Here is a 26753-nt window from a genome sequence, read left to right on the forward strand (position 1 = left end):
AGCCGCGCGATGGGTGAAGCAAGCGAGGAGGAGCGGAACGAGGATGCTGAGCCTGGCCGCCCCAAAACCATCGTGGTCGGCATCGGCGCCTCTGCCGGCGGCGTCCGTGCATTGCAGCATCTGTTCGAGGTGCTGCCCGAGAAAACGGGCGCGGCCTTTGTCGTGGTCGTGCATCTCGACCCGGACGTGCGCAGCGAGATGTCCAACATTCTGGCCACGCGCACCCGTATGCCTGTTCTCCAGGTGGGTAACCCGGTGGCGCTGCAGCCGGATCACGTCTACGTAATCCCACCCGACCGCCGGCTGCACATCACCAACGACGAGATCGCCACCGCGGAATTTGACGAGCCGCGCGGGAAACGGGCGCCGATCGACCTGTTCTTCCGCTCGCTGGCCGAACAGCATGGCGACGGTTGCGCCGTGATCCTGACCGGCGCCGGGTCCGACGGCGCCGTCGGCGTTAGGGCCGTCAAGGAGTCCGGCGGAATCATTCTTGTGCAGGATCCCACCGAAGCCGAATTTCCCTCGATGCCGCGCGCCGCCATTGCGACCGGCATTGCGGACTTCATCCTGCCGATCCGCCAGATAGCCGAGCGGCTGACCGAACTGGTACGCGAAAAGAGCCTTGGCGCCCCGTCGGACCTGGGCGGGTTGAATCCCGATCTCATGCGGCGGATCCTTGCGCATGTCCGGGTTCGGACCGGGCACGATTTCACCAAATACAAGCGGGCGACGATCCTGCGCCGGATTGCGCGCCGCATGCAGGTCACCAGGTCGGACAGCCCGAACGCCTATTACGACGTGCTGCGCGACAATCCCGACGAGGCGCCGGCGCTACTCGGCGACCTCTTGATTTCGGTGACGTCGTTCTTCCGGGACAAGGAAGCGTTCCGGACGCTCGAGATTCAGGTCATTCCGCAACTGTTTCAGGGCAAATTGTCCGATCGCGTGATCCGCGTCTGGGTGCCCGGCTGCGCCACTGGTGAAGAAGCCTATTCGGTCGCGATGCTGCTGCTGGAGCAGGCCTCCCGACAGGATATCCGACCAACGATCCAGGTCTTCGGTTCAGACATCGACGCCAAGGCGCTCGCGATGGCGAGAGAGGGCCACTACCCCGCGGCCATCGAAGCCGACCTCAGCGAAGACCGCTTGCGGCGCTTTTTCGTGAGGGAAGCCAACCATTATCGCGTTCGCCAGGAATTGCGCGACCTGGTGCTGTTTGCGAGCCATAGCCTGCTCAAGGATCCGCCGTTCTCGCGTCTCGATCTCATCGCCTGCCGCAACCTGCTGATCTATCTGGATCGAGACCTTCAGGAGATGGCGTGCAATACATTTCACTACGCACTCAATCCCGACGGATTTCTGATGCTGGGCTCATCGGAGAGCGCCGATAACCCGGCCGGACAATTCCGTACGTTCGACCGCAAGGCGCGCATCTACCAGTCCTCGGCGGCCCCGGGCGAGGTTCGTCTGCTGCCGCGCCTGCTCGGCAGCGTGGCCGTCGTCCACGAGCAGGCCGCACGTCCGATGCGGCCGCCCAGCAGCAGCGCGTTGCTGAACGAGGCTGCCTCGCACCGTCAGGCGCTTGAGAAACTTGCGCCCCCCAGCATCCTGGTCGATCAGTCGCATCGCGTTCTCCACATGTCCGAAAATGCCGGGCGTTTCCTGCAGCCGGCCGGCGGACCGCTCAGCGGCAATATCGTCGATCTGGTCCGGCCCGAACTGCGGTTTGAACTGCGGTCGGCCCTGCACAGGGCTTTCGAAACCTCGAAACCCTGGCTTAGCTTGCCTATTCCGGTTCGCTTCAACGGCTCGCCGCATCGGGTGCTGATGCACATCAAGCCCGCCGACGACCATGACGACAATGGACAAGACAGGGCGATAGTGCTGTTCATCGAAGGAGGCTCGGTTGAAGAGGTTACCGAAGGTCAGTCGGCTGAGAACGCTGCAGGCAACGAAATCATCAACCACCTGCGCGAAGAGTTGCAGCAGACCCAGGCGCGGCTACGGACGACCCGGGAGGAATCGGAGAGCGCCAATGAGGAATTGCGCGCAGCCAACGAGGAACTGCAATCGATCAACGAGGAATATCGCTCGACGTCCGAGGAGCTTGAAACCAGCAAGGAAGAGCTACAGTCGATCAACGAAGAATTGCAGACCGTTAACAGCGAACTCAAGCTGAAGCTGGAAGCGGTTTCGCGCGCGCACAGCGATCTTCAAAACCTGATGGCGGCGACCGATTTCGGAACCCTGTTCCTCGATTCCAGCCTGCGCATCAAGCGATTCACGCAACAGGTCACCGAACTGTTCAGCATCACGCCGAGCGACGAGGGTCGTCCGATCTCGGATTTCGCCCACCGGCTGGAATATGACGGCCTGGTTGGCGATGCCCGCAGGGTGCTCGCCAACCTCACGCCCATCAGGCGCGAAATCCGCAGCCGCGACAACCGCTGGTACGATGTTCGACTGCGCCCCTATCGCACGGTCGATGACAAGATCGACGGCGTCGTCCTCACCTTTGTCGACATGACGGACCGACGGCATACGGAAGAAGCGCTCAGCACGAGCGAACGCAGGCTCCGCCAGGAGACACAGCTGGTTGAGCTCTCGCGCGATCCGATCTTCATCTGGGATTTCAGCGGCACGATTTTGCAGTGGAATCGTGGAAGTGAGGAACTCTACGGCTACAGCCGCGACGAAGCGGTCGGAAAAAAGAAGGACAGGCTGCTGGGCACGATCGTGCCTGGAAGTTCATTCGCGGAGCTGCGCGTAAAGTTGCATGATGAAGGCAACTGGAGCGGCGAACTGAAGCACCGGACCAAAGACGGCCGGGAATTGATAATCGAGAGCCGCATCGTCCTCGAGATGGTCGAGGGGCAACAACTCGCCCTCGAGAGCACGCGTGATGTGACCGAGCGCAGGGTATGGGAGACGCAGCAGAAGCTGATGCTTCTCGAACTGACGCACCGCGTCAAGAATACGCTGACGGTCGTGCAGTCGATAGCGCATCAAACGCGGCGCTTCAGTAAGTCCTACGAAGAATTCACCGACCGCTTGGACGGCCGCCTCGCCGCGCTGGCCGCGGCCCATTCGCTACTGGTGGATTCGGACTGGAGGGGCGCCGATCTCGCGACGCTGGCGCGCAGGCAATTCGAACCTCATGTCGGCGGCAATCCTGATCGGGTCAGGATCACAGGCGAGCCGGTGTTCCTGCCTCCTGATTTGGCAACGCCGTTCGGACTAGTCTTCCACGAGCTTGCGACCAACGCCGCCAAGTACGGCTCGTTCTCGCAGCAAGCGGGCACCGTAGATATGGATTGGAGCCTGCAGACCCGGAATGGCCAGCCACTTCTTACCGTGACGTGGCGCGAACGCGGCGGCCCGAGAACCACGGAGCCGAAGACAAGAGGTTTCGGAAGCGAGTTGATCGACCGAGCGATCCCGAATGCGACCGTACGGCGTGAATTCACCTCTGGCGGGGTGCTCTGCACGATCGAAGTACAGTTGCCGAAAGCGCCTGCCGTGAGTCTGTAACGCGCGCCGTCCCGAACTAACCTCGGTAGCGACCTCGGTCACAGGAGGAAGCGGCCGGGGGGTCGTCGTCGAATTGTCCCTCGGCGGCCCCACGCACAACGCTCGCGGTCACAGCCAGGAAGGTCCCATTGATTTTTCTTCGGTGCATTTGATTGCCGATAAATTAAAGGCCCGCCAGCGTGAACCGGCGGGCCTTTTCAATCGGGGTGGGGTCAGGATCGGCAAGATTGCAGCGAAGAACCCTGTCACGTATTTCATGTCCCACCCCTGGTGCAAACGGATCGCTTGCGTGATGCGCGACAATTCTTGTTCAGGTTCACGGCTTTGGCCGAGCATCCAACTCAACTCAGCTCCGTTTCGCATCTCAGCTCAAAAATAGGAAGTTAGGGCGGTGAGGCTCGGAACCGTGGACGAGTTGGTCCGTTTAGCCTTACGATTTCACACGATGGAGAGCCCTATGAGGGTGCGTATTGCGATTTTAGCGGCGGCCGCACTACTGGCTGCCAACGTTTCGAACCCGGCTGAGGCGCGAGGTTTCGGGATGCATGGTGGTTTCGGCCATGTCGGTGGCTGGGGACATGGTGGCTGGGGACATGGAGGTGGGGGGTGGGGCGGCGTCGGACTTGGACTTGCGACCGGAGCCCTGGTCGGTGCTGCGCTTGCCGGTCCGTACTATGGAGGTGGGTACGGCTATCCATACGGCTATGGCTATGATGACGATTATGCGTATGCGCCAGCTTATAGCTATGGCTATGCGCCGGTTTCCTACGGTTATGGCTACTCACCCTACCGAGTTTACAGACGCCACGTAGGTTATCGCGCGTATGGGCACCGGGCAGGATATGGTGCCTACGGCATGTCCCGGGTCGGATATGGCGGATATCGCGCCGGCGTCGTGCGAGCGGGATACGGCGGAAGAATGCATGGAGCCATCCGGCACCATTAGTTGGGTGCCCCCTAAGCAAATCTCTATCCAAAATTTTGGAATATCCTCTGGGCCCAGGCCCGGAGGAATTTCCGATGTTAGCTTGCTTGGCAGGACCTGGTGATGGGCCGAACTTGGGGACAGGCAATACTTGCTTTTCCCTTAGAGCTGACGCAGGCGACAACTGCTGACCCATCACGAACCGCGATTCTGGTGAATCCTCGATCAGTTTAAAATGCGCAGCAGGCACTATTCGGCTGCCTGACTACTTGCCATTTTTTCCCGAATTTCCATAATAATGTCGAAAGCCGGACAGACATCCCTCTCCATTGCTTTTTAAAAATGGTTTCCGGGGCCTGGTACTCATGGAGTCTGGTGTCGTGGATAGCGAGGATGCGGACAGGTTTTTAAGGCAAGCGGTCATATGCCGGGAACAATCGAATAAATCGCTCAGTCTAATTGAAGCGGCAAGTTGGCTACAGCTCGCCGATGAATTCGAGAAGCGGGCTAACCGACAGAAATCGAATAAGGGTAGACGCCCTCCTTCCTTTTGGATTGAGTTGCCGTCCGTGCGCGCTGGGGCGAGCGAATGACCGATGCTGTCGCCCTTGCAGTATACGCTACCCTAAGCTTCGTCTTTTTTGGGTTGCTAATTAGTCTTGGTTCCGGAATAACGGTTTCGTTGGCAAGCAAGGACCTGAGCGAAGTTGGCCTTTTCTTTCAGCGTCCCGCATTAGTATGAGTACGCCCAATTTCATTTGCTATTGCAGCTCGATCAAACCTAATTGGGCGGCTGTAGCGCGTTCAGGATGGTCGCAATCACCGGCGACTTCATCGGGTCGGGCCGCTCGCATTCCAGACACTGGAACGTGCGTGGAGGCATGCCGCTGGGCTGAAGTTCAAGTGTCATGGAACGGTGGCAAGTTGGGCAAATGGGCCGATGTCGTGAGTCAGGCATGCGCTTCCCCTTCCCCTAGCGCCAGGCGATGTCTTAAGGCTAGGAGGGTTGCAGGTTCCGAGTCTGTCGGGTGCCATACAGACTTCCGGGGAAGTTGGATTTCTATTTGGCGCATTGCCGGATGGGGAAGCGGAGCAGCCTGCCGGTAAGACAAAGGACGGCCCCAGCTTGACCCCAGCCCCAAAGCTGGGGCCGTTTCTTTGGGTCCATTCATTTGATCCCGACAGGGCCAACATCCTCGACTGAGCGGGAGGTCTGCTTCAAGTCAGAAACAGGCAGTGGCAACGAGCCGTCTGGCTCGTGCCTGGCGCGATATCCGAAATGACGCCAGCCTGCGCACCGACCTCCGCACCCTCACCAATTCGAAGATGCCCGGCCATGGCCGCCTGCCCACCGACCCGGACGAAATCCTCCAGCACGGTTGAGCCCGAAATACCGACCTGTGCGACGATGACACAAGACTGGCCGAGGACAACATTGTGGCCAATCTGCACGAGGTTATCGAGACGCGAGCCAGCGCCAATCACCGTGTCTCGCGATGAACCTCGATCAATCGTCGTATTAGCGCCGACTTCGACGTCGTCTTCAAGTATGACCAGCCCAAGCTGGGGGACAGACAGAAATCCATGTTTTATGGAGGCGAATCCAAATCCTTCCTGCCCGATCCGAGCACCGGGATAGACGTAAACGCGTGCTCCTAACACTGCGTAGCTCAAGCTCACATGCGCGCCAATTCGGCAATCTCGGCCGACAATCACGCCACTTCCGATAACCGCGCAGGGTCCTATCCGACAACCGGGCCCTATCTCTGCCCCGGTCTCAATTACCGACAGCGGCCCGACCTCCGCGGACGGATCGACGAGCGCCCCCTCCGAGACAATTGCGGACGGGTGAATGCCTGGAGAAGCCGCTGGCACGGGATAGAACAGTGCGGCCACACGTGCCCAAGCGGCGTAGGGTTCAGTGGTTTGGATAGCCACCGTACCCGTTGGCACTCGTGCTGCCATGGCAGGACGCACGATCACAGCGCCCGCCAAAGTTTGATCCAGTGCAGAAGCGTAACGTGGGTTGTCCAGAAAACTCACTTCATTCGGGCCAGCCGTTTGCAGAGGGGCAACACCTTCGAGGAGCAGCTCGAGGTCATCAGCAATTCCCCCCGCCCTGTCTGTGACCACGGCAAGTGGATATGGGCCACTTCGACGAAAGAACCTTGCGTCGCCCAAAGTTGCTTTAATCACCCGTGCTCCCAGCTCGCGAACCGGTTCAGTAGCGTTACCATTTTGACTGGTGCAACGAAGCGATCGGCGCGTTGATACAGATCAATTGCGTCAGCTCCATGGGCGACACGCCGCCCCGGGCGGCTCACCTGCCGTGCCCCGCGGGTCTAACAGCGGCCCGCCTCGTCTACAAGCGAGATGCCCGCGCGGCGCCATATGACTACGCGAGCTTCCTTCTTTTGGTATGTCAACGCGCGGCTATGAACTAAAGGCGGACGCCTTTTTCAGCGGCTCAATCAATTCCTCCGCTGAGAATGGCTTTGTGAGAAACGCGACGCAGCCAGAAGCCAGCGCAGCCTCACGAACGGCAGGGGTTTCATTCCCGGTCATGTAGATCATCGGCACGGAAACGCCTGCCGCTTTGAGACCATGTCTCAACTCGATACCGGACCCGTCGTTCAGGTTGATGTCGAAGATGACGCAAGCTGCCTTTTCGACATTGGTGTAGTTTTTGAAAGCCTCTGCGGATGAAAACAGGATGGGTTCATATGCGTGCAGCCTCAACAGCCGCTGGACGGACTTCAGCATGCCCAAGTCATCGTCGACCACTAAAACAAGGCTGGGATCTCTCGACATCATGACCTGTCCGCCGACCTGTCTGAGGCTTTGATATGAGCCTCGGCCGGACAGTTTGACGTAAATCAATGTATGTTGGTTCCAAATCAAAAAGAAAGACTGTCCATATGTCTGGTAGCCGACGCAATGCCGATCCGCTCGGCAATGGACACAAGCTCCGCCAAGGATTTCGCCTCCATCTTCTCCATCACTTTGTGGCGGTGGGCTTTCACTGTACGGGTGGTACAGCCAAGCGCCCGGGCGATCTGCTTGTTGGGATCGCCGCGAACGACAAGCTCGAAAACTTCCCGTTCGCGTGGCGTCAATCGGCCAACTCGGGCGCGCACGCTGTCTAGTTTGTCTTTCAGATCGCGCAATGCTCGGTGGTGCGCTAAAGCCTTTTCAATCGCGCGAAGGAGGTCGTCCGACGTTACCGGCTTGATCAGGAAGTCATCCGCACCGGCCTTGATGGCCTGCACGGTAACAGAAATGTCATGATAAGCAGTGAGGAATATGATCGGCAGCGTTGAGCCGAGTTCGCCGAGTCGCTTTTGCAGCCCCGGACCGTCCAAGCCGGGTAATCGCACATCGAGTAGGATGCAGCTCGGGATGCTTTCGGCTGGCAAGTTGACCAACAAATGCAGGGCCGAAGGATAGATAACAACCTCATAACCGGCTTGCTTTAGTCGACGTTCTATCGCTTGGCGAAAGGAAGCATCATCGTCAACAACATGAACGAAACCAGACAATCTTTTGACCCCGCTGTTGCTTATTTGATGTGTATGCAGCGCCACGCCAGTGGAGTGCTTTGTCAAGTAGTGGACGTGCGGAGTGGGCCGGGTCAACCGTCAGTCTTAGAGTGGGGATGGGATAAAAACGGGACCCTGCCCGTCTTCCGGGGTCCTTCCGAGGGCATGGCTCAATGCTGGGACCGCGCCATTCGCACCTTAGAATATCTGGCGCGTGGAAATCGGTGGTTGCGGTTACAGGGGAGGCAAACCTATGTGATTGGGGGCGTCTTATCAACCAGCTATGGACATCATTCGAGCCGTTAAGTTTTCAAGGTGATCGACTTGCAGCCCGCTCTCGCTCAACCCGCTCTGTTACGTCGCGTGCCATCGCGACCGAGCCAAGCACTTCGCCTTCGGTATCTCCTTTTACAATCACAAAGGTCATCTCGACGTACAGCTTGCGTAATGCTTTTGTGTAGAGCGCGGGTGAGTGTCGGGTGGCCTTGAAGTTTCGAGCGCCCCTCGTCATCGCCGCGTCGAAGCCGCTCCAATGTGCAGCCCGTAGATGCTCGGGTATGATCAGGTCGACACTTTGGCCGAGCGCCTCCCCGGCAGAATAGCCAAACAACGCGATACAGGCAGGGTTTCACCGAATGATCGCTCCCGCTGGGTTAATACAGATGATGGCGTCAGCAACTTGATCGAGGATCATATCGGCCAATATGGACTGCTCTTCCATGGATGCATCTCCTTCGATGGGAACTCCGGTTCACTTTAATCACGTCAGCCGAACGATGAGAATTGGATCACTGCGATCGGAGTATGCTGCCGCGACGCAACAGAAACGAACAGGATGGCTGAGATCGTCACCCACCCGTCCACTGTCGACCCTGTCTCGCCACCGCGATCCAGAAAGCCCGCGACGTCAGCGCGTCGGATTGGCGCAGCACCTTGATTGGAGCCGGACCTACATCAGCAAGCTCGAAGCCGAAGGCGTGCTGCACCGTGCGCCCGATGGCAGCGGCTTCCCGCCCGACCAAAGCGGCGTTGCCTACCTGCGATACTTGCGGCGGGAGCGGCAGTAATCGCCGCGCAGTGAAGCCGATGCGGCGCATGCCAAGGCAAGAACCGAATTGCTACAGATCAGGATCATGGAGAAGAAGCGCGAACTGGTGCGACAGGACGATGTCAATGAACTGATCGACCAGATCGTTGGCATCACGCTGACGCATCTATCGGGCATGTCGGCCCGGTGCTCGCGCGACATGGTCGTCCGGCGCAATATCGACGCGGTCGTGACGCAGATCAGGCGAAAGATTAGCGAGGCGTGCAGCAAAGCAGCCGACGAACGCAACGAGCCGCCGCTCGATGAGCATGACTGAGGCATCGGATTTGGCCGGATGATCATTATCCGCCACTGTTGATGGACCTCAATTAGATTTTGGCGGCGGCTGCGGAGACGTAATTCCGGTTGGCTGTTCGCCGCTTCGTGTCACGGCGACGGGCTGGTCAGTTCCAGCATGAGGAATACAGGTGCCGGTATTAGCAAGCCTTCGTTCCTGAAATTCCCGGGCCTTCCGATAGTCACGCCGTCGTTCGATGTTAGTGGCCGCCAACTTGTCCCACGCCTCATAAGCGTCGGCATATGTTCTTCGGAGTTGCTCTTCGGCGCTGAGGCAATCCGCAAGTTTGTCAAACTGCAAGTCAGTTTGTATCGGGGTCACGCCGCCAATCAGGACGACCAAAATCCATTTCATCGCCATCGCACCACCCACTTGTCTGCCCCAAATGGGGAAGTAGTCAGAAGCAATTCGACAAGCGGGCGGTCGGTTCCATCGGGCATCAACCGGGTCCAAAAGCTGCCCTGACGGCTCCGAAATCCGACTTCCGCTTTACCCTCGAAAGCGTACCCAACTAGCTGCGTCGCCTCCGTTGTGCCCGGCACGCCATCCATCGCAATCTATAGCGGCTTGCCTGTCCCGCGCGGCCCGGCGCATCCTCTCTTATATGGGTACCAAGTCACGCGAGACCATTTACGCCGCGTCGGTTCGGTCTGCAGCAGAACAGGCAGCCGAGGCACGCAAGACTGCCGACCGTTTGGCCTACGCTCGGCCTCTGAAAGATTGCGTTAGGTCAAAGCAGCCCAGCGAGGTGCTGCTACGCTCACTCAGACCATCAGCCGAGCGGCACGGAGGGTGCCGTTGAGGTTTTTGACAGAGGCCCGGACACCCTCATCCGGGCCTCGCGCGTTGAGACTTTGTTCCGGTTATCGTTCGAACATCGAAGAATAATCTGCTTGGCAATTTCGACTCAGTGCGCGTATTAGGAGTCCGGCACAGCACCACTACCAGTCAGCCCCCTGCGGGCCTTGCTCAACTCCGAGCTTATAAAAACGCGCTGGTCGAGCCGATCTCTTTTCAGCGAAACCCCGGAGCGCACGGCTTCTGAAAGCGATGAGCCAGTTCCACAATCGAGCGAACCACGGCAGCATCGTCAGCTTAGGTTTGACGATCCTAAATAGTCGCTCGATACCAAGCAGACTGGCCGCATAAGCACAAACGATGGTGACGGTGCCGGTGATCCAATGCCCTGCACCTGCTATCGCTACTGCGGCGAGCTTGAGGGGCTCAACAAGGCTGGTTGGAATGGCAAGCACCATCAACGATTGGTAAGGGCCCAATCCCTCAATGTACCGCCTTAACCTTGTTAGCAAATGACCCTGCCGCCGTGTTGCCATCTGACTTCAGCGTTTGTCTTCGTCTTGCCATCCGGTGATACCTCCCCCATTGTGCGAGGGCAACGCGCATTGATCCGTCCCGTTCCAGTTTTTTCCCGACCGGAATCATCGCAAACAAAGGCGTCTGGGTGCTGAGATTCGCTAAAGCATTGAAAAATTGCGAATGTTACAAGCGACCTCTACAAGTCGCGCGATACCTACGGCAATTTCCTTCGCCCCGCTCCCCTAGCGCGTCCTTGTTTTCGCAGGCACGCCGCAATTGCTCGCATTGGCCGTTGCGCGTGAACAGCCGCACACGCTTGCCGTCGCGCTTGACTACTTTGTGAATCCATCCCGCCGGTCAGGAACCTTTGCGGCCTCGGCCGGTATACAGGGTAAAGGGGGATCTGAGCATGCACGTTAGATAGTGCATGCACGTTTTAGATAGTTCGCAGTCCCGAAAACGCCAATTCGCGACGCTAGGAAAACGCCCCATGAACGACGAAACAATCTGCGACCCGCCGCCCGGAGCCGACGTCGACGGTTTCACCTTCCACCGCGACCAACGCGGGGTCATCATCGCGAGCTGCGTAGTTTGTAAGGTCGGCTTCGTCGTCACGGCCGCGACCGCCAATGCGGTACGGGCCAACATGCTCACGCATTTGGATGCCGTTCATGGGGCGCGGCCTTAAAGATTTTCGTTAGCTCGCAAACGATCTCGACAGCTTCCCAGCTTCGCCTTGGGGTACATCGCATTGAACCCGCTTGCCGGTTTGCTGATCGACGGTGCCATTTTGTCAGATGGATTGCTGGGACTGCATCCCATTCGGACAAAGTGGCAGTAGTAAAACAGGCGCTTTTCGTCGGTTTCGACGCAGGCTTGAAACTGTCCGGCGGCGTGCTGGAATAACGGCCAAGGCCCCGCCTTGCCTCTCACCACCACATCATATTTTCGCGCGCCCGTGTCCGTCTCATCGCGCGCGCGAGCTAGGCGCCGATCATCCAACGGTGGGCTTTGGTCTGCGCCGCCGCTCAGAGCCAAAAAGGCTTTCCACTTTCATTCAATCGCCGACCGGTTCGGGCCGACACGGTGAGAGACTGACAGTCAACCCTTGCCGAGCTTTGGCGTGCCGGGCGCCATGACGCTGCACCGCAACGAAAAATATAATCCTGCCTCCGTCGGGTAGCGGACAGACAAACTTCACTTATCGCCGAACGAATCAAAGAAAGAGGCATAGAGTGAGGAAGCGGCGATGGGCGAACATGGAGCGATTTATCAGCCGGAGTTAATCAACCTGATGAAAGCAGTCCTCGACGATACCGCCGCGACGCTCCCGGTAGGGAAGCGAACGTCGGCGATGATGGCCGAAATAGCTTCGCAAATACTAGCTTGTGCCGCCAAGGGCGAGCGAGACCCGGCGAAACTGAGGGTCGCGGCGATGTCGGCGGTGGTCGAGTGTTCGCACTATTCACACGACATCTCGCCAGAACGACGTGCGGTCTGAGAAGGCGCGATCGCTCACGGCGGTTGGATAGCGGCGCGGCCAAGGCTGCACACAACAGTCAGTATTAGATCGCCGTTTGCGGCGTTCTCTTGCGCATCAGTTCATCTCGCATTCACAGGAGAAATCGCTTATTGATTTCGGTCGCCGCGAAGGCCGCCGTTGGGGGGACACTGGCAAACCGGCGGCCCCGTGCCGACCGCGTTGCGCTGTTTGGAAGTTGTTCGCGGCCCACTTATTCAACAGCAAGCCCGGCCCGTGGTTTCAAAGCCAAAAATACCGCGCCCCGATCGGCATAACACGCCGTGCGCCGCGTCCGTCATATCCGCTTCACCCGACGCCATTGACGTCACGGGACAATTTGGCGCTGGCACTTCGGCGCCTGTGCCAATATCGCATTTACAACCCGGGCGCTGTCGACTAGCCGCAACGGCGGCGCGGGGGCATCTTGCGCCTCCGCCCAATTTACGCTGTAAGATTAAGATCGTTCCCAAGGGGCTAAGGAACGAACGAGGGTACGGCAAGTTGTCATCTTGCAAACGGACCGCCTCGCCATGTCGTCCGATCATTGGAGCCTTTCACCTTCCGATCCCTCGCATGGGAGCGCGTGATCCAACAGCTGGCGAGACCTTGTTGTCATCGCGCTTGGCTGGCATCTCACATGGTTGGAAAGCTGCTGAACCCCGCCCTTCTGCGATCGATTATAACGAGGGTCTCTCGTGGAGCCCGCGCCATCGGAAACCGTTATCTAGAGGCGGGATGCACACAAGCAGAAACACGCGCGATAGACGTGCTAAAGGAATGGCTGTCGCCTGAACAACTGGCTCAATATGAGTCCCATCGGTATTTTGATGTTATTGGCGGACAGAGCGGCAAACGATACCGTATCCGTTACGGCACTTCGATGAATGTCTGCCAGATCGACTCGCGCGGAAGAATGGTAGAGGGGCTATGTTTTGCTCCCAACGAAATTCTGGTCGCGGGTGATGTCATGCTGACACAAAAGATCACACTCGAATCCGACGAATGCAGCGTACTGGCCGTCGCCAGAAGGTTTACACCCACTTGGCACTAATCCCGTTCAACGTCCTTCACATGCCAAGCCGGCTTTTGAGTAATCAGCCAAATCACACCCCCTTGATCGGCGGCGTCACCGCACGACCGAGGCGCGAGGAAAATATGGCCGAAGCTTAAGCTCCTTTGCGGCGGCAGTAGAACCTACGGCTCGTTGGTTAACCTTTGAACCTCGGCTCATGACGAAGCAAAGAGACTGAGCCCAAGTATCGACGCGTAGGAACTCCTTACATCGATCCCGATTGTTGCGGAAAACGGGAGTGCCGCATGTCGTGGCGATGGCAGGACTTGGTTTTTTTGACGTTCCTCGTACTCCTGCTCGGCGCCGCGATGATTGCGAACGTGAGCGACGGGGCGATGTCCGAGTATCGCGGATCGTGGGTGAGCCGCGCATCACGCTTCTGATAGCTGGTCGTGGCGCAAACCCAAGGGGTGACGATGACGCCTTGGTATGCCTGGAGGAAGCTATCGCTCACATCCTGAGCGTCATGGCGCCGATTCTCAGGTTCGGCCAAACGCTAGTTCGATGGATAACGAACGGCTCTCACTTCTTCATCTTACCCACCGCGATACTGCTTCGACAAAGCCCCGCATGTATGGAACACGCTCCTCGGGCTACCCTTCCGCGACGAGCTGTCGCTTCCTCCTAGATCGGCGGCCGGCGCGGACGGACCTCAACGATAATGCAGGCGGGTACCGACTGGGCGGACCATTCCCAATAAACTTGGATTCCTCGTTCGCAAGCGAACCTCGCAGCCATAGTGGGGTTATTTCATACTTGATATTTGGACACCCCTGCCATTCAAACCTTAGGTTGCCCTTAACTTATAGACACACCGGGGAGTCGCTGGCGATCTACACGCCCAGCAAAAAGCCCCCTCGCGGGGGCTCTCTGTCGTGTTCGGAAGTGTTAGAGCCCTCACATGTCCCAGGGACCGGGTCGGCGCTGGGAACGGCGTGGCCAAAATAACAAAATCAACATTAGGACACTTGGCGTCCAGGCGAGCAACGCACCCGCCCACATCGCTTGCAGGGTAGTCATGGGAGAAATCCCCCTACGCAACTACACCTGCCCCATAGGGTAGGATCTTGCCGATTGCCGGGCCGTCGTAAACCCCTGAGCCATTCCCGGACCGAAACCCTGCTAGGACCTTCGAACAGAGCTGCGGTCCCGCGCTCGCGATCTGCCGCGCATAAAGAAGCCCCCGCTGGAAGTCCGGCGGGGGCGTCAGGGGGTACTCGCGTCGCAGGAGCATCTGGGATCACGACGCAGGCAGAATCTACCAAGGGGGCGCGAAAACGTTCAAGTCAAAAAGCCTTGAACTGCCCCCGGCTGCCGCGCATCAAGAACCCCTGCAAGGGTTGGTGCTCCCTGCAGGGGCTCGTCGCGGGAAGGAGCACGGACTTTGGGGAACCTACTACCTATCCCACGCGCGAGGACAGTACGCCCCGAAGCCGGCGTTCCAAAATCAAAAAGCGTTGTTCGCCCGCATGTAAAGCTGTCGTTCCTGCCGCCGGATGGATCGACGAAGGCGCGGTAGGTGTGCGGGGCAAAGGGCGGTCGCACGGTGCAGCCCGTATCGACGGCGTTTTCTAGGATGTCTCGCGAAAAACTCGGCCAGATATTCCGCTGATGCTTTGGCGGGATCGGCCCGCATGGCGCGATCCACATACGCCTGCGAAAGCGTGGCGCTGTTCATCGTCCGGCTGGGGGCCTGGATGACACAAGGTGTCATCGTCGTTTTTGTCGAAGTGGTTCTCGTACTTCGTGAAAAGCAGTCCGCTCTTTTTGTATGGCGTGCTGATGCCGATAATCCGGCTTCCCGCAGGCTCCAGCGAGAAAAGTACTGAAGCGACGATCGCGACGCCGATGAGCAGGGTAAATGCCATCAACCGCCAAGCCCGGAGGTTCGCTGCCTCTTGCTGCTCGGGCGAGGCTCGACCTCGTGGGCAGTTGCTGCTCGAACCTGGGACGTAATGTCTGGGGTTCCTCCCGTGGCATAGGACGACCACATCGTTCCCATCGAGCTTCTCTGAAGTCGTTTCCACCAGCCTTTTGAGGAGACGTTGCGTTCCGCTCCCCGTAAGCATCGGCAGCGGCCTATAGGGTCGGCAGCGCAGCGTCAGCGCAAGTTCGATTGCTGGTTAGGCGCAGCGGTGACGCGCCAGATCGTGTTCGACAGATCGTCGGCGACGATCAGGGCGCCGCGGTTGGTGTCGACCGTCACGCCGACGGGGCGGCCACGGGTCTTGCCGTCCTCTCCCATGAAGCCCGTCAGCACATCGATTGGCGGTCCCGACGGATGGCCGTTGCTGAAGGGCACGAACACCACCTTGTAGCCAGCGGGCGACTGCCGGTTCCAGCTGCCGTGCTCGCCGACGAAGACGCCGTCGACGAATTTGCTTCCCATCGAAGGCGCGGAGAAGGCGACGCCCAGCGCGGCGACGTGCGATCCGAGGCTGTAGTCCGGACGGATCGCCGCGGCTACCTTCTGCGGATCCTGCGGATGCACGCGGGTGTCGACGTTCTGGCCCCAGTAGCTGTAGGGCCAGCCATAGAAAGCGCCTTCCTTGATGGAGGTCAGATAATCCGGGACGAGGTCGGGGCCGAGTTCATCGCGTTCGTTGACCACGGTCCACAGCTGGCCGGTGCCGGGCTGGATCGCCAGCGCGGTCGGATTGCGCGTGCCGGTGGCGTAGGGCCTGTGCGCGCCGGTCTGCGCGTCTACCTGCCAGATCCTGGCGCGCTCGACCTCAGCCAGCATGCCCCGCTCGGTGATGTTGCTGTTGGAGCCGATGCCGACATAGAGGAATTTTCCGTCGGGACTGGCGGCCAGTGACTTGGTCCAGTGATGATTCATCTGGGACGGCAGGTCGGTCACCTTGACCGGCAGGCCGCTGGCGCGGGTCTGCCCGTTGCGATAGTCGAAGCGCACCAGCGCATCTTGGTTGGCGACGTAAAGCTGGTTGCCGATCAGCGCCATGCCGTAAGGCGCGTTGAGGTTTTCCGCGAACACCGTACGTTCCTTGTAGCTCCCGTCGCCGTCCTTGTCCCGCAGCAGGGTCAGGCGATTACCGCTCTCAACGTGGGTGACGCCTTCGGCCTTAATGATGCCGGCGATGAAATCTTTCGGGGTGAGCGTCGGATCGGCTCCGCCGCGTCCCTCGGCGACCAGGATATCCCCGTTCGGCAGCACCAGGGTCTGGCGCGGAATCTTGAGGTCGGTCGCAATCGCACTCACCGAATAGCCTTGCGCGGCGTTCGGCCGTTTGTCGCCCCACGACGCAGGATTGGCGATCTTCATGACCGGGAGCAGCCCGCGGTGCGGCTGCGGCAGTTTTGGATCGGCTCCGTATTGCCCGGTTTCGGGCGCCTGCGCGGAAGCACCGAGGCCGATCAGGAGCGCGAGCAGTGGAATTGCCTTTGCCGTCTTCATGTCAGCGCCCTCCTGCCGCGGTGGTGGAGAAGCTGAGCGCCGTCGCGGCTACCGCGAGCACGGCCACGACCGCGGAGATGATCAACGCGTCAGGCATGCTGGCCCAGGCGTCCTTGGCATGAACCAGTTCGTCGACGATGCCGAGGACGAAGGCGGCGAGCAGCAGCCCAAAGGCGATGATGCGCCATCCGCGGTCCAGCGAGCTGCGGAACAGGTCGATCAACGCCCACAACAGCGCAAAACCTGCGAAGACTAGGCCACCGATGATCAGCCAGTCGGCAAAATTCTTCCACTGGATCTGGTGGTCCGAGAAGTAGGCCCAATCACTCAGAAAGCCGCTCACCAGAAAGGCGTTGGCAGCGCCCAGCAGCAAGGCGCGGAGCGGATGAAGCGATGGCTGATAAAGTCTTCGATCAAGGTTTGGGGACAGCATATGCGCTGAGTTGGACACAACGACCTCCGGGATGCGGAGCGAAATGGTTTCGCGGCAATCCGAAAACGCCCAGCAGCAGCGTTGGTTCGGTGCCGTGCGCAAGTATTGTGGATCGCTTGGTGTCGGGCGCCATTGAGCCAGAAAACGAAAGCGGAGGCACTACCCCCACGCAATGCGATGGCCCTGGAAACTTGCCGGCATGCGCGGCGAGATGGCCAGCGCAGAGGCGGCGAAAGCCTCCGGTGTTCTGCAATAGGTCCGCCGTCAGGCTGCTTTTCTATCCGATCTTTGGCCACGATCGATCCTTCTGGCGCAATCTACTTTTTGAGGACGCCGGCATCTGTATTGCCGAGGCTCTGCGTGGCTGCCTTTGCTGCGGGTGTGTCAACGGCATTGCCGTGCGACGCCGGTGCGGAGCCAGCGCCACTCGTCTGTGGGGCTCCTAGGTTGTTGCCGGTTGTGCCTTTGCCGAGAGCATTCGCAGTATTAGGACCCGGTGAGCCTCCCGTACCGCTAATGGTGCTACCGTTTGAAAGCGTCGATCCGGCACCTGCCCCGGATGCCCCGGCGGATGAACCGGCAGATGTCCCACCGGAACTTTGCGCAAGAGCGTAAGAACAGGCCGCGAGGCTGACGCTCAAGGCGACACAAATGGCTTTCATCGAAACCTCCGAAAGTGAGTTAGCCGGCCTCTGATACCGCAGAACATCCGGGACAATCGAATTGCGGGGATCTCGTTCCTACCGCAGGAACGAATTGACGATCGCGTACTTTGAAATCACTTAGAGTGGTAGCTGTGGAGTGCCGGATGCGTACGTCGAGATGGACGTTTTCCATCGTGTCGGAATGGGCCAATCATCGCCAATTGGTGGCGCGCCTAGTGTAACCGTGCCCTTCCAGCGCAAAAAGCCGTCCGCAATCGGGACAAAAAGGTCCTATCCGGGCTTCATCGAACCAGCATTGGCTGCCCCGATCGAGAAGGTGCCTGGCGGCGAGCGATGGCTCCACGAAATCAAGTTCGATGGCTACCGCGTCCAAGTGCACGTCGTGAACGAGGCCGTGAAAGTTTTCACGCGCCGCGGCCATGACTGGACCAACCGCTTCCGCAAGATTGCTGATGATGCATGGCACGTCGCCGCTCGCTCCGCGATACTCGACGGTGAGGTCGTGGTACCGGCCGCGGATGGCTCCACCGACTTTTCTGTCTTGCAGAACGAATTGAAGGGTCAATCGACAAAGATCGTGCTGGTCGCGTTCGATCTACTTTACCTGAACGGCCACGATCTGCGGAAACTGCCGCTGGTCGAGCGGAAGGTCCAGTTGCAAAAGATCATCCAACATACTGATATCCAGTTCAGCGACAGCTTCGAGGTCGACGGTGCCGAGGTATTTGCTCACGCCTGTAAGGTCGGGCTCGAGGGCGTGGTCTCCAAGGTCCGCGACAGCAGCTATGTTTCCGGCCGCGGCAATACATGGGTGAAGAAAACCTGCGCGCAACGCGAGACGCTCACGATCGCGGGCTTCGCTCTCGATGGCACGGATTGGGACGGCATCTATGTCGGGCGCCGTAAAGGTGGCGACCTGGTTTATGCAGGCAAAGTTGACCACGGCTTCGACAAGCGATCGGCCGCTGACCTGCGCAAGCGTCTCACGCCATTGATCCGCAAAACGCAGCCTTACCGCAAGCGCATCGCCCACAAGGGCATCTGGGTAGAGCCACAACTGATGGCCGAGATCGAATACCGCGCTAAATCTGCTGAGGGAAAGGTGCGGCACCCGTTCTTCAAAGGTATCAGGGAGGATGCATGAAACCGCGAGGGATAGCCAACCGAGCGATGGAGTTGCGGGAGAACCGACGTCTCGATGCCGACGGTTTTCTGCGTAGGACATTCACGCTTTCGATCGATGACGCGCGCGCCAAGGCGCGCGAAATCCTTCGGGAGTATCCTGCGGGCGGTTACATGACGATTATCGAGGGTTGGTGTCAGCTGCCCGACGGACAAATCCAATTCACAATGCGCCGGCTACCGACTGCGGATTAATCGAGGGCAAAGACATGCTTCAAGCAAAACCGATGACACCCGAGCCGCCCAGGGAGTTCGATAGAGACGAAGTCATCGTCTGCATAGTGATTGCTGTCTGCCTCGGCAACGCAATGATATCGGGCATCTATCGTGTTCTGAGTTAGTTGAGGGTACCGTTGGCAAAGAATTTGAACAGACCGTGGACCGCAGAAGATGACCGCCGATGCGTGGCTCTCAGGCGAAGTTCAAAGGCAGTAGATGCCCGGCTGCGCATTTTGCGAGGACGCGACCGCAATGATGTGAGAAGTGCCAATCCAGATGTAGCGCAATGAGCGGGAACAAGTGGATCCTGGAAGTTTATCCCGTTAGGAGAGCCGGTGAAGATCATCCGGTCATCACTTTGGAATTTAACAACCTTCCGCAGCTTCGAATTGCACTCAAAAATTTCCCTGATCACAAGTACATCGTTGAAATGCCGAACAGCGCAACTCCCGCAGATCGGGTCACCCTACTTGATCTGAGGGCGCAAGGCTTCGACATCGCGATCCGCACCTAACGGTCAGCTTTAAAATCAAATGGGATCGGCTCAAGTCGGATTAGGACCCGTTCCTGCGTCCGGCCAAAAAGGACCGACCCGGCGGTTCGACCGGGTGACCCTCATTAGGCTCCGTTATCAAATTCCAAGCCTAAGGTGTTCAGCTTGATCCAAACTATCCGACAGTTGCGAACGACACGATCATTTACGGTCATCAGCTTGAATGTTCTCGGAATGGACGTGGCGTCAGTGGCCTCGATGGCCGCACCTTCTGGCGAGATATTGACAATCGTGCACCGGGTGCTGAACCCCATGTGGGAGACATAGGCCGTTTGGCGGATAGTTTCGCGTTGCGATTTTCGTCGTTCTTCCACACCAGCACCGAAGGATTTCGCACGCGAGGGAACACAGGCGCTCGCGCGAGCTCCCGACCCCTCAAGCAAGGACCGCGCGGTTAGCGAAACGCTCTTCTACGCCTTCTCGTCTTGGCCATTGATCTTCGAGAACGTCCGCTACCGGCACTCTGGAACGATCCGCCGGAAACCGGCCGTTAAGCATGTCTCCACGGACTTGTGACCCGAACTCACGCCTTGAACGTTTGCACAGAATATTCTGCGAGCGTGGCGCCGAAACGAAGAGGTTTGCCTTGCGAGAAGGTGATTACAGCGTTTGGTTTCGGACGCGGGGCGGTACCGGCACCGCGCTCGTTCGGGTGAAGGATGGCCGAATAATTGGCGGCGATGCCTTCATCGATTACGAGGGCTCGTATCGTCTCGACGGCAAGAATTTTGAAGCGGTGATAAATACAAAACGCCACACGGATGGTCCCCCGACGTGGTTTGGGATGGACGAAGTGACGATCCGTGTCTTAGGCAAGTCCACTGGAAGAATTTCCGCGGGCTCCGCCACCGTCGATCAATGTCCCGGACTGCCGCTCGATGTCACGCTGATGTGGATCGAGGAGGAGGAGATCCGGCACATCGACTATTCGAAGGTCGATCTTCGTCCCGAGCGCCTGCCAAGCCCCGAGCCGGTAAGATAGGTCGCCGCTGCATATGGTACAAATGGCCTTCATCGAAACCTCCAAAGGAAAGCCAGCCGGCCTTTGATACCGCAGAACAACCGTAACAATCGAATGGCGCGGATCTCGTTCCTAAATTGTGAAGTGAGACGGGCTAGGCGGCGGGATGCGGCAGCTTCTGACGACCTCGCAACGGATTACTCTTCGCCCCTGCGGCGACGGCCGTCGCCATGTACTTCGAACAGAATTCAGCGACCCGCGCGCGCCACATGCCGACGAACGCCTCCGATGTCACCTTTTCGACCGGTTTCCACGCCTTCTTGAGGGCCGGAAGGGTGTTGCCCCAGATCGCGCGTTTGCACCACTTCTCGCCCTTCTCCCTGCCTTCGCTGGTGACGCACATGGATTTCCAGGCGATGCGATCGGGCCGGCTGATGTGCTCGGCGGCGCCTTGTTGCCGCCATCTCCGCCATGCGCGGCAAGAAACGCGAGCGCGAAGCCGAGCCCGCAACCGTGCCGATGATGAGGCTAGACATCATGCCGATACGCGGGATCAGCCACCCCGCCATGAAGGTGCCTCTAAGCGCGATCCAGAAGCCGAAGACTTTGGTGACAGTCGCGATATCGGTATTGGTGAAGCCTTGGTGCTTGAAGAGCGGCACCGCCATTGCGCTCGCGATGTAACCCGGCATGCGGAAACCCGCGACCAGCAAGAGGATCGCAACCGCCATCGGGCCGAGCCGCTTAAGGAGATCGCGGATCGGCGCCCAGATCGTCTCGAGGAAGCCGACGTGCGGCTTGTGAGGTATCAGGTCGGAGAGGTTGCAGTGCACCAGTTCGGATACCGGGAAAAAGTGGAAACATTTCTACTTGAGCGAGTTGCTAGGAACAGAACGTCTCGGCGCTCGGAGCTTGAGAATGGGCGACACTGTTACCTTGCGGACGGCGGTCGAAATGGCCTGGTTCGTCTTTTGCGCGACCCATGATGGTGTCGATGTTGCCGACAATCGTCGCTGCCTGCTCGAACGTCATCTCCAAGGGAGACGCGAAGGGCGCGAAGAGGAGGTGGACGAGCTCGCAAGCTTCGGCCTCGCCTATCTCGCGCGGCTTCCTGAAGACGAATGTTGAGGCCGCTGGCGAGACTGGCGGAGCGGATCGTCTTCCGTACCGCTCGACCCCAGCGGACGCTTCTGGCCGTGTCCTACCTGATATCGGGTGCCGTGGTTTGGGCCATGCGCGCCGTCTTCGGGGAGGCCGGGTAGCGTATGCGTATTGCCATGCTCGCTCCTCTTGCCGAAAGCGTGCCTCCCAAACTCTACGGCGGCACCGAGCGCGTGGTCGCTTGGCTGGTCGACGAACTGGTGGGGCTCGGCCACGAGGTCACGCTATTCGCGAGCGGCGACTCCCGGACCAAGGGAAAGCTCCATTCGGTGTGGCCAAGGGCGCTGCGGCTCGGTCGAAAGGGCGCAGACCCGAGCGCCGCCTGCGCCCTTTCTTTGGAAGCGATTGCCAAACGCGCCGCCGATTTCGACGTCATCCACTCCCACGTCGACTGGCTACCGCTCCCACTGCTCAGCCGGCTCGGAGTGCCGTTTATCACTACGGCGCATGGGCGGCTGGACCTTCCGGGATTGCCGGACGTCGTTCGGGAATTTTCGAGCGCGGGCTTCGTCTCGATTTCCAACAACCGGCGCCAACAGCTTCCGGAGGCGAAATGGATCGCGACGATCCAGCACGGTTTGCCGCCGAGCCTATTTCGGCCTTCTTATGCCCGAGGATCCTACCTGGCTTTCCTAGGACGCTTGGCGGCGGAAAAGGGTCCAGAAGACGCTATTCGCATAGCCGAAGCTGTGGGCATGCCGCTGCGCATCGCCGCCAAGATTCCTAGGGCTGAATCCGTCTACTTCAAGAAGCAACTGCTGCCCCACATCGATGGCAAGAAGGTGACCCTGATCGGCGAAGTCGACGACGCGAAGAAGCAGCCTTTTCTCGCCGGTGCCGCCGCGTTGCTATTTCCGATCGATTGGCCCGAGCCGTTCGGTCTTGTGATGATTGAGGCTATGGCATGTGGGACACCTGTGATCGCCTACCGCTCCGGCTCCGTTCCTGAAGTGATAGAGGACGGCGTGACGGGTTTCATTGTCGATGGCGAGGAAGATGCCGTCGGGGCAATCCGCAAGCTTCCCCGTCTCGACAAAAGAACAATTCGCGCGCGGTTCGAGGAGCGTTTCACGGCCTGCCGGATGGCGAGTGAGTATGAGGCACGCTACCGCGATCTGGTCGCCGAAGCAGAAGATGAGGCGGGCGTCTTCGAGAAGGCGTCGGCTAAATGAAAGGGCAACGCATGTGGTTTCCGAGAGCAAACCTAATACTGGTCTTGGTCGCGGTCCTCGCCGCTAGTACTGCATTGAGCGCCGAGCTGAATTCCAACGCGATCAATTCTGCAGAGCCCTCGAAGAAATCTCTGTCCCAGGATAAAGCGACGCCCGCCGGCGTCCGGCTGCAGGTCCTGCTCGACAGGGCGCACTTCTCGCCCGGCGAGATCGACGGCAAGTTCGGAGAGAACGCAAGAAAGGCCTTGCGTGCTTACGCGGAGGCTGAGCAGTTGCCGAGCGCCAATCCGCTGGCGGAGGAAGTTTGGAAGGCGCTGCAGGCGGACGATCGGCCTATCACGTCGGATTACGCAATCGCCGAGAAGGACGTGGCCGGTCCATTCCTCGAAAAAGTTCCGGCCAAGATGGAGGACATGAAGGACATTCCGAAGCTCGGCTTCACAAGCCCCCGAGAGGCAATTGCCGAGAAGTTTCACATGAGCGAGCAGCTTCTGGCTGCGCTCAATCCCGGAAAAAAGTTCGACCACGCCGGCGAAACCATCGTGGTGGTGGATACGGGGGCTAGCGAAAGCGGTGGATCCGCCAAGGCGGATAGAGTCGAAGTGGACAAGACGCGGCAGACCGTCAAGCTATTCGACAAATCGAATGCCCTGATCGGCTTCTACCCGACGACCGTCGGAAGCGAGGAGAAGCCGTCGCCGTCGGGGACGCTGAAGGTGACCGAAGTCAGCCGCAATCCGACCTATCGCTACAATCCGGACTATCACTTCAAGGGCGTGCGTTCCAACAAGCCGTTCACAATCAAAGCCGGCCCGAACAATCCCGTTGGCACGGTGTGGATCAGCTTGTCGGCGGAAGGATACGGGATCCACGGCACACCCGAGCCTGGAAAGGTCTCGAAGGCGGAATCGCACGGCTGCGTGCGTCTAACGAACTGGGATGCCGAGCGTGTGGCCGGCAAGATGTTGAAAGGCACGCCCGTGGAGTTTGTGGCCGACCGTCACTGAGGTCTGGTCGGCTTATCGATAGCGATCAGTACACGCCCAGAAAACCCTTGTGGGCGAGCGATGGATCTTTGCCGAACGCGGGTCAAATTCGAGCGGGTGATGACGGGCATCGATCTCACAGAATTCGACTTTCGACTATCTCGCTAAGCGGAACGATTACATCTCTACCCGGTTTCCAGTGACGGATACTCGCGTCATGAAGCGGCGTCGATTTGTGTCCAGCTTCATCCAATGGGAAGCAAGCGAACAACCGAGGAGGAGATTTTGATTATGAACAAAGTGAGGAGTAGGTTTCTAGTCACGACGGCAGTATTGCTTGCGGGCGTGGGCTTTGCGTCTGCGCAAGGCATGAGCGGTGGCGCGGGCGGCGGTGCCGGCGGCGCAGCGAGCGAAAAGGGAATGTCGGCGGGTGGGCATTCCGGAGGTGGGGTGGGCAGCGGCGCTTCCAGTCGAGAAGGCGCTTCCCAGAACGAAGGAATGGCACAGGGTCGCGGGTCCGAATCTCGCGAGAGCGGCCGGGCCGAAGGGTCTTCCGCACGCGGCAGCGAGTCCAGCCGCGCGCAGCGCGAGGAATCCGGCAACCAGGAGCGTGGCCGCGCCGAAGGCCCGCGTGACAGCAGCAAAGGTCAGACGGCGGGCCAGGGGCGCGAGTCCGATCGCGAAAATACGCGCCATTCGCAGGAGTCCAGCAAGGAACAGCGCGACACCGGCAAGGACCGCGCGCAGCAGCACGGCCAGAAGGACAAGGATCAGACGGCCGGTCAGAGCAAGTCCGAGCGCGACAATACGCAGCGGTCGGAAGACCGCAACCAGGATAAGGGCAAGGCCGACGCCAAGGCCGACAGCAGGTCCAACAGCCAGCAAAGCGGATCCGGCCAGAGCGCCCAGGACCGGAATTCGAGCACCGGGAACAGCCAGAACGCGGCCCAGGGCCGGACCAACACGCAGGGTCAGACCGAGAGCCAGGCCACGGCTGACACCCAGGCCCAGACCCAGAGCGGCAAGACCGTGACGACGCAGCAGCGCACGACGCTGCAGCAGTCGGTCGTGCAGGCCAGCAACGCGCCGCACGCCAACGCGAGCTCGATCAACTTCCAGGTTCGCGCTGGCATCGCGGTCCCATCGAGCGTGACCGTCGCCTCGGTCTCTACCTATCCGGCGCTAATCGACGTGTTCCCGGCCTATCGCGACGATAGCTTCTTCGTCGTGGAAGACGAGGTCGTGATCGTGGACCGCGATCGCCGTATCGTCGATGTAGTCCCGGTAGGTCCGCGCGCCCGTTTCGCTGGGGCCAGTCATGGCGGCAGCGCAAGCGGCGGCGGCAGCACCGTAGCTGTGGTCGACCTTCCGCCCGACGACATCCGCGTCATCCAGCGCGTGTTGATCGAGCGTGGCGTGCTGCATGGTGAAGCCGACGGCATGTGGAGTCCGGAGACCCGCGAGGCAATCACTGTGTACCAGCGTCAGCAGGGCATAGCCGTGACCGGGAGCATCGACATGCGCACCGTGTCGTCGCTTGGCGTTTCCGGGCGGCTGAGCCAGCAGGCGAGCCAGAGCATCCAGTCGCAATCTTCTTCGACCGGCGCTCAGACCTCGACTGGCATCCAGACCTCCACCGGCACCCAGACCTCGACGGGTCAGGGCCAGACGGGGACCGGCACCGCTCAGAGCCAGACGGGCCAGCCGTCGAACCAGCAGAACGCGACCGGTCAGACGCCGAGCCAGAATTCTGGTCAGGCGCAGAACCAGCCGTCTTCGACGATAGGACAGAGCTCGCCCAGTCAGTCGAATACGACCGGTCAGTCAAACCAACCATCGCAGAGCGGAAGCTCTCCGGCGGCCAATCAGCCGGGCGCAAACCAGAGCTCGTCGCCGAGTTCGTCGTCAGGCTCCGGTTCGAGCAAGAAGTAACGATCGGCAGGTGGTCGATTACGAGGAGTCTCGCTTTTGGCGGGGCTCCTTCTTGCCTGTGGGCCACTGGTCATATACATGGGCCCGTCGCCGTCGGGTGGCGTTAGCCCGCGTCAGCGGGCGGGGGCTCGATCCACAAGGAAGGAGGACGGCGTCGCTTTCTAAGGTTCTTCAGCTTTCCCCGCTTCTCAAAATCCTCGGCGAGTCGCAGCCAACTTGCTGCTTCAATCAGGTTGAGAGCTTTGTTTGCTTCTTCTCGGCAAACTGCTGCTTGCTTTAAAGAGTCCTCCGCATCGTCCATATCCATGATGGCCACTCCAACACTACTAAGCGGCAGGAATCGCTTGCTGAAATAAATTCAACAATTTTTCGAGCGGTAGGTCTGCCCGTTATCCGACATTTCCTAAGCGAGCTTCCGAGAAGCGTGATTTTTCTCTGCCCGCACGCCGTTGTTTGAGAGCATGAATGACCATGGCCTTGAAAAGTGTTTCGGGGCATCACCTACTAGAACATCGCGCGCTCGGAATTCTCGTAGCGCAAGGTGCGCTCCCCGCAATCGTCGAGGACGATGTACAGCGGCTCCATGACGCGGCGGCACCGCATGCACTGCAGAGACGACGACGGTGTCGAATCAGGCTTAGTTATCATGCCCTTGTGTACCAAACGGCACACAAGCTGACTGCCGGATACCTGACATAGGAACCCAACGGAGGGAAGCACTCAAATACCGGATGCTCTGCCACCCAGACCGGCAGTGCTGTCTGCCAATATCAGGCCCGG

The 26753-nt window shown here is 59.4% G+C and carries 25 protein-coding genes and 1 pseudogene; 13 read left to right on the plus strand and 13 right to left on the minus strand.

Features of this window, described 5'->3' with window-relative positions; translation table 11 throughout:
* Positions 1-9: 9 nt before the first annotated feature.
* Entirely contained in the window at positions 10-3534 is a 3525-nt protein-coding gene (locus tag ACVWVY_RS38875; RefSeq protein WP_456631347.1) for a chemotaxis protein CheB, read from the plus strand.
* Positions 3535-3642: 108 nt separating this feature from the next.
* Here ACVWVY_RS38875 and ACVWVY_RS38880 read toward each other — a convergent pair whose 3' ends face one another.
* From ACVWVY_RS38880 to ACVWVY_RS38900, 5 genes are all read right to left on the minus strand, one after another.
* Positions 3643-3879 carry a hypothetical protein gene (locus tag ACVWVY_RS38880; protein ID WP_456631348.1) on the minus strand — a complete coding sequence of 79 codons (237 nt, stop codon included), beginning with the start codon at positions 3877-3879 and terminating at the stop codon, positions 3643-3645.
* Between the two features lie 1798 nt (positions 3880-5677).
* The gene (gene lpxD, locus ACVWVY_RS38885; RefSeq protein WP_456631349.1) at positions 5678-6655 is read right to left on the minus strand and encodes a UDP-3-O-(3-hydroxymyristoyl)glucosamine N-acyltransferase; all 978 of its coding nucleotides are present in this window, start codon (positions 6653-6655) and stop codon (positions 5678-5680) included.
* Positions 6656-6892: 237 nt separating this feature from the next.
* Positions 6893-7339: a response regulator transcription factor gene (locus ACVWVY_RS38890; protein ID WP_456631350.1), complete on the minus strand. Its 447-nt coding sequence runs from the start codon at positions 7337-7339 to the stop codon at positions 6893-6895.
* 17 nt (positions 7340-7356) lie between these two features.
* On the minus strand, positions 7357-7998 hold the full coding sequence (locus tag ACVWVY_RS38895; RefSeq protein ID WP_456631351.1) for a response regulator transcription factor: 642 nt from the start codon (positions 7996-7998) through the stop codon (positions 7357-7359).
* Positions 7999-8308: 310 nt separating this feature from the next.
* Positions 8309-8614: a PAS domain S-box protein gene (locus ACVWVY_RS38900; RefSeq protein WP_456632425.1), complete on the minus strand. Its 306-nt coding sequence runs from the start codon at positions 8612-8614 to the stop codon at positions 8309-8311.
* Between the two features lie 499 nt (positions 8615-9113).
* Here ACVWVY_RS38900 and ACVWVY_RS38905 point away from each other — a divergent pair, with 499 nt between their 5' ends.
* Positions 9114-9362 carry a hypothetical protein gene (locus tag ACVWVY_RS38905; RefSeq protein WP_456631352.1) on the plus strand — a complete coding sequence of 83 codons (249 nt, stop codon included), beginning with the start codon at positions 9114-9116 and terminating at the stop codon, positions 9360-9362.
* Between the two features lie 48 nt (positions 9363-9410).
* Here the strand turns inward: ACVWVY_RS38905 and ACVWVY_RS38910 are convergent, their stop codons facing one another.
* Both ACVWVY_RS38910 and ACVWVY_RS38915 read right to left on the minus strand, forming a co-directional pair.
* A complete protein-coding gene (locus tag ACVWVY_RS38910) occupies positions 9411-9743 on the minus strand; it encodes a hypothetical protein (RefSeq protein ID WP_456631353.1) in 333 nt (110 codons plus the stop codon).
* A 581-nt stretch (positions 9744-10324) separates the two neighbouring features.
* Positions 10325-10639, minus strand: a complete 315-nt coding sequence (locus ACVWVY_RS38915) for a hypothetical protein (RefSeq protein WP_456631354.1) — start codon at positions 10637-10639, stop codon at positions 10325-10327.
* Positions 10640-11190: 551 nt separating this feature from the next.
* On the opposite strand from ACVWVY_RS38915, the gene ACVWVY_RS38920 reads away from it, so the two are divergent.
* The 4 genes from ACVWVY_RS38920 (at position 11191) to ACVWVY_RS38935 (ending at position 15123) form a co-directional block, all read left to right on the plus strand.
* Positions 11191-11388, plus strand: coding sequence for a hypothetical protein (locus ACVWVY_RS38920; RefSeq protein WP_456631355.1), 198 nt, complete (start codon positions 11191-11193; stop codon positions 11386-11388).
* Between the two features lie 561 nt (positions 11389-11949).
* Positions 11950-12201 (plus strand): hypothetical protein, encoded by a 252-nt coding sequence (locus ACVWVY_RS38925; protein WP_456631356.1) that lies wholly within the window; start codon positions 11950-11952, stop codon positions 12199-12201.
* A gap of 658 nt (positions 12202-12859) precedes the next feature.
* Complete coding sequence (locus ACVWVY_RS38930; RefSeq protein WP_456631357.1) at positions 12860-13273, plus strand: hypothetical protein; 414 nt, start codon at positions 12860-12862, stop codon at positions 13271-13273.
* A 1655-nt stretch (positions 13274-14928) separates the two neighbouring features.
* Positions 14929-15123 (plus strand): hypothetical protein, encoded by a 195-nt coding sequence (locus tag ACVWVY_RS38935; protein ID WP_456631358.1) that lies wholly within the window; start codon positions 14929-14931, stop codon positions 15121-15123.
* A gap of 272 nt (positions 15124-15395) precedes the next feature.
* On the opposite strand, the gene ACVWVY_RS38940 is transcribed toward ACVWVY_RS38935, so the two are convergent.
* Positions 15396-16709 (minus strand): PQQ-dependent sugar dehydrogenase, encoded by a 1314-nt coding sequence (locus ACVWVY_RS38940; RefSeq protein WP_456631359.1) that lies wholly within the window; start codon positions 16707-16709, stop codon positions 15396-15398.
* A gap of 1 nt (position 16710) precedes the next feature.
* Complete coding sequence (locus ACVWVY_RS38945) at positions 16711-17160, minus strand: hypothetical protein (RefSeq protein ID WP_456631360.1); 450 nt, start codon at positions 17158-17160, stop codon at positions 16711-16713.
* An 870-nt stretch (positions 17161-18030) separates the two neighbouring features.
* Between ACVWVY_RS38945 and ligD the strand changes: the two genes are divergently transcribed.
* Positions 18031-18951: a non-homologous end-joining DNA ligase gene (gene ligD, locus ACVWVY_RS38950; protein ID WP_456632426.1), complete on the plus strand. Its 921-nt coding sequence runs from the start codon at positions 18031-18033 to the stop codon at positions 18949-18951.
* Positions 18952-19494: 543 nt separating this feature from the next.
* On the plus strand, positions 19495-19722 hold the full coding sequence (locus tag ACVWVY_RS38955; RefSeq protein WP_456631361.1) for a hypothetical protein: 228 nt from the start codon (positions 19495-19497) through the stop codon (positions 19720-19722).
* A gap of 104 nt (positions 19723-19826) precedes the next feature.
* Here the strand turns inward: ACVWVY_RS38955 and ACVWVY_RS38960 are convergent, their stop codons facing one another.
* Positions 19827-20075: a PilZ domain-containing protein gene (locus ACVWVY_RS38960; protein WP_456631362.1), complete on the minus strand. Its 249-nt coding sequence runs from the start codon at positions 20073-20075 to the stop codon at positions 19827-19829.
* 209 nt (positions 20076-20284) lie between these two features.
* Positions 20285-20518, minus strand: a complete 234-nt coding sequence (locus ACVWVY_RS38965) for a hypothetical protein (RefSeq protein WP_456631363.1) — start codon at positions 20516-20518, stop codon at positions 20285-20287.
* Positions 20519-20554: 36 nt separating this feature from the next.
* On the opposite strand from ACVWVY_RS38965, the gene ACVWVY_RS38970 reads away from it, so the two are divergent.
* Positions 20555-20743 carry a hypothetical protein gene (locus ACVWVY_RS38970; protein ID WP_456631364.1) on the plus strand — a complete coding sequence of 63 codons (189 nt, stop codon included), beginning with the start codon at positions 20555-20557 and terminating at the stop codon, positions 20741-20743.
* Positions 20744-21178: 435 nt separating this feature from the next.
* On the opposite strand, the pseudogene ACVWVY_RS38975 reads toward ACVWVY_RS38970, so the two are convergent.
* Positions 21179-21540: pseudogene (locus ACVWVY_RS38975) on the minus strand (AmpG family muropeptide MFS transporter); the annotation flags it as partial.
* A gap of 136 nt (positions 21541-21676) precedes the next feature.
* Here ACVWVY_RS38975 and ACVWVY_RS38980 point away from each other — a divergent pair.
* The 4 genes from ACVWVY_RS38980 to ACVWVY_RS38995 all read left to right on the plus strand — a co-directional run bounded on the left by ACVWVY_RS38980 (position 21677) and on the right by ACVWVY_RS38995 (position 25973).
* A complete protein-coding gene (locus ACVWVY_RS38980; RefSeq protein ID WP_456631365.1) occupies positions 21677-21850 on the plus strand; it encodes a hypothetical protein in 174 nt (57 codons plus the stop codon).
* A 137-nt stretch (positions 21851-21987) separates the two neighbouring features.
* On the plus strand, positions 21988-23055 hold the full coding sequence (locus ACVWVY_RS38985) for a glycosyltransferase family 4 protein (protein WP_456631366.1): 1068 nt from the start codon (positions 21988-21990) through the stop codon (positions 23053-23055).
* An 11-nt stretch (positions 23056-23066) separates the two neighbouring features.
* On the plus strand, positions 23067-24062 hold the full coding sequence (locus tag ACVWVY_RS38990) for a L,D-transpeptidase family protein (protein WP_456632427.1): 996 nt from the start codon (positions 23067-23069) through the stop codon (positions 24060-24062).
* Between the two features lie 477 nt (positions 24063-24539).
* Positions 24540-25973: a peptidoglycan-binding protein gene (locus ACVWVY_RS38995; RefSeq protein ID WP_456631367.1), complete on the plus strand. Its 1434-nt coding sequence runs from the start codon at positions 24540-24542 to the stop codon at positions 25971-25973.
* 103 nt (positions 25974-26076) lie between these two features.
* Here the strand turns inward: ACVWVY_RS38995 and ACVWVY_RS39000 are convergent, their stop codons facing one another.
* The gene (locus ACVWVY_RS39000; RefSeq protein WP_456631368.1) at positions 26077-26280 is read right to left on the minus strand and encodes a hypothetical protein; all 204 of its coding nucleotides are present in this window, start codon (positions 26278-26280) and stop codon (positions 26077-26079) included.
* Positions 26281-26753 lie beyond the last annotated feature (473 nt).

Source organism: Bradyrhizobium sp. URHC0002, from assembly GCF_054059515.1.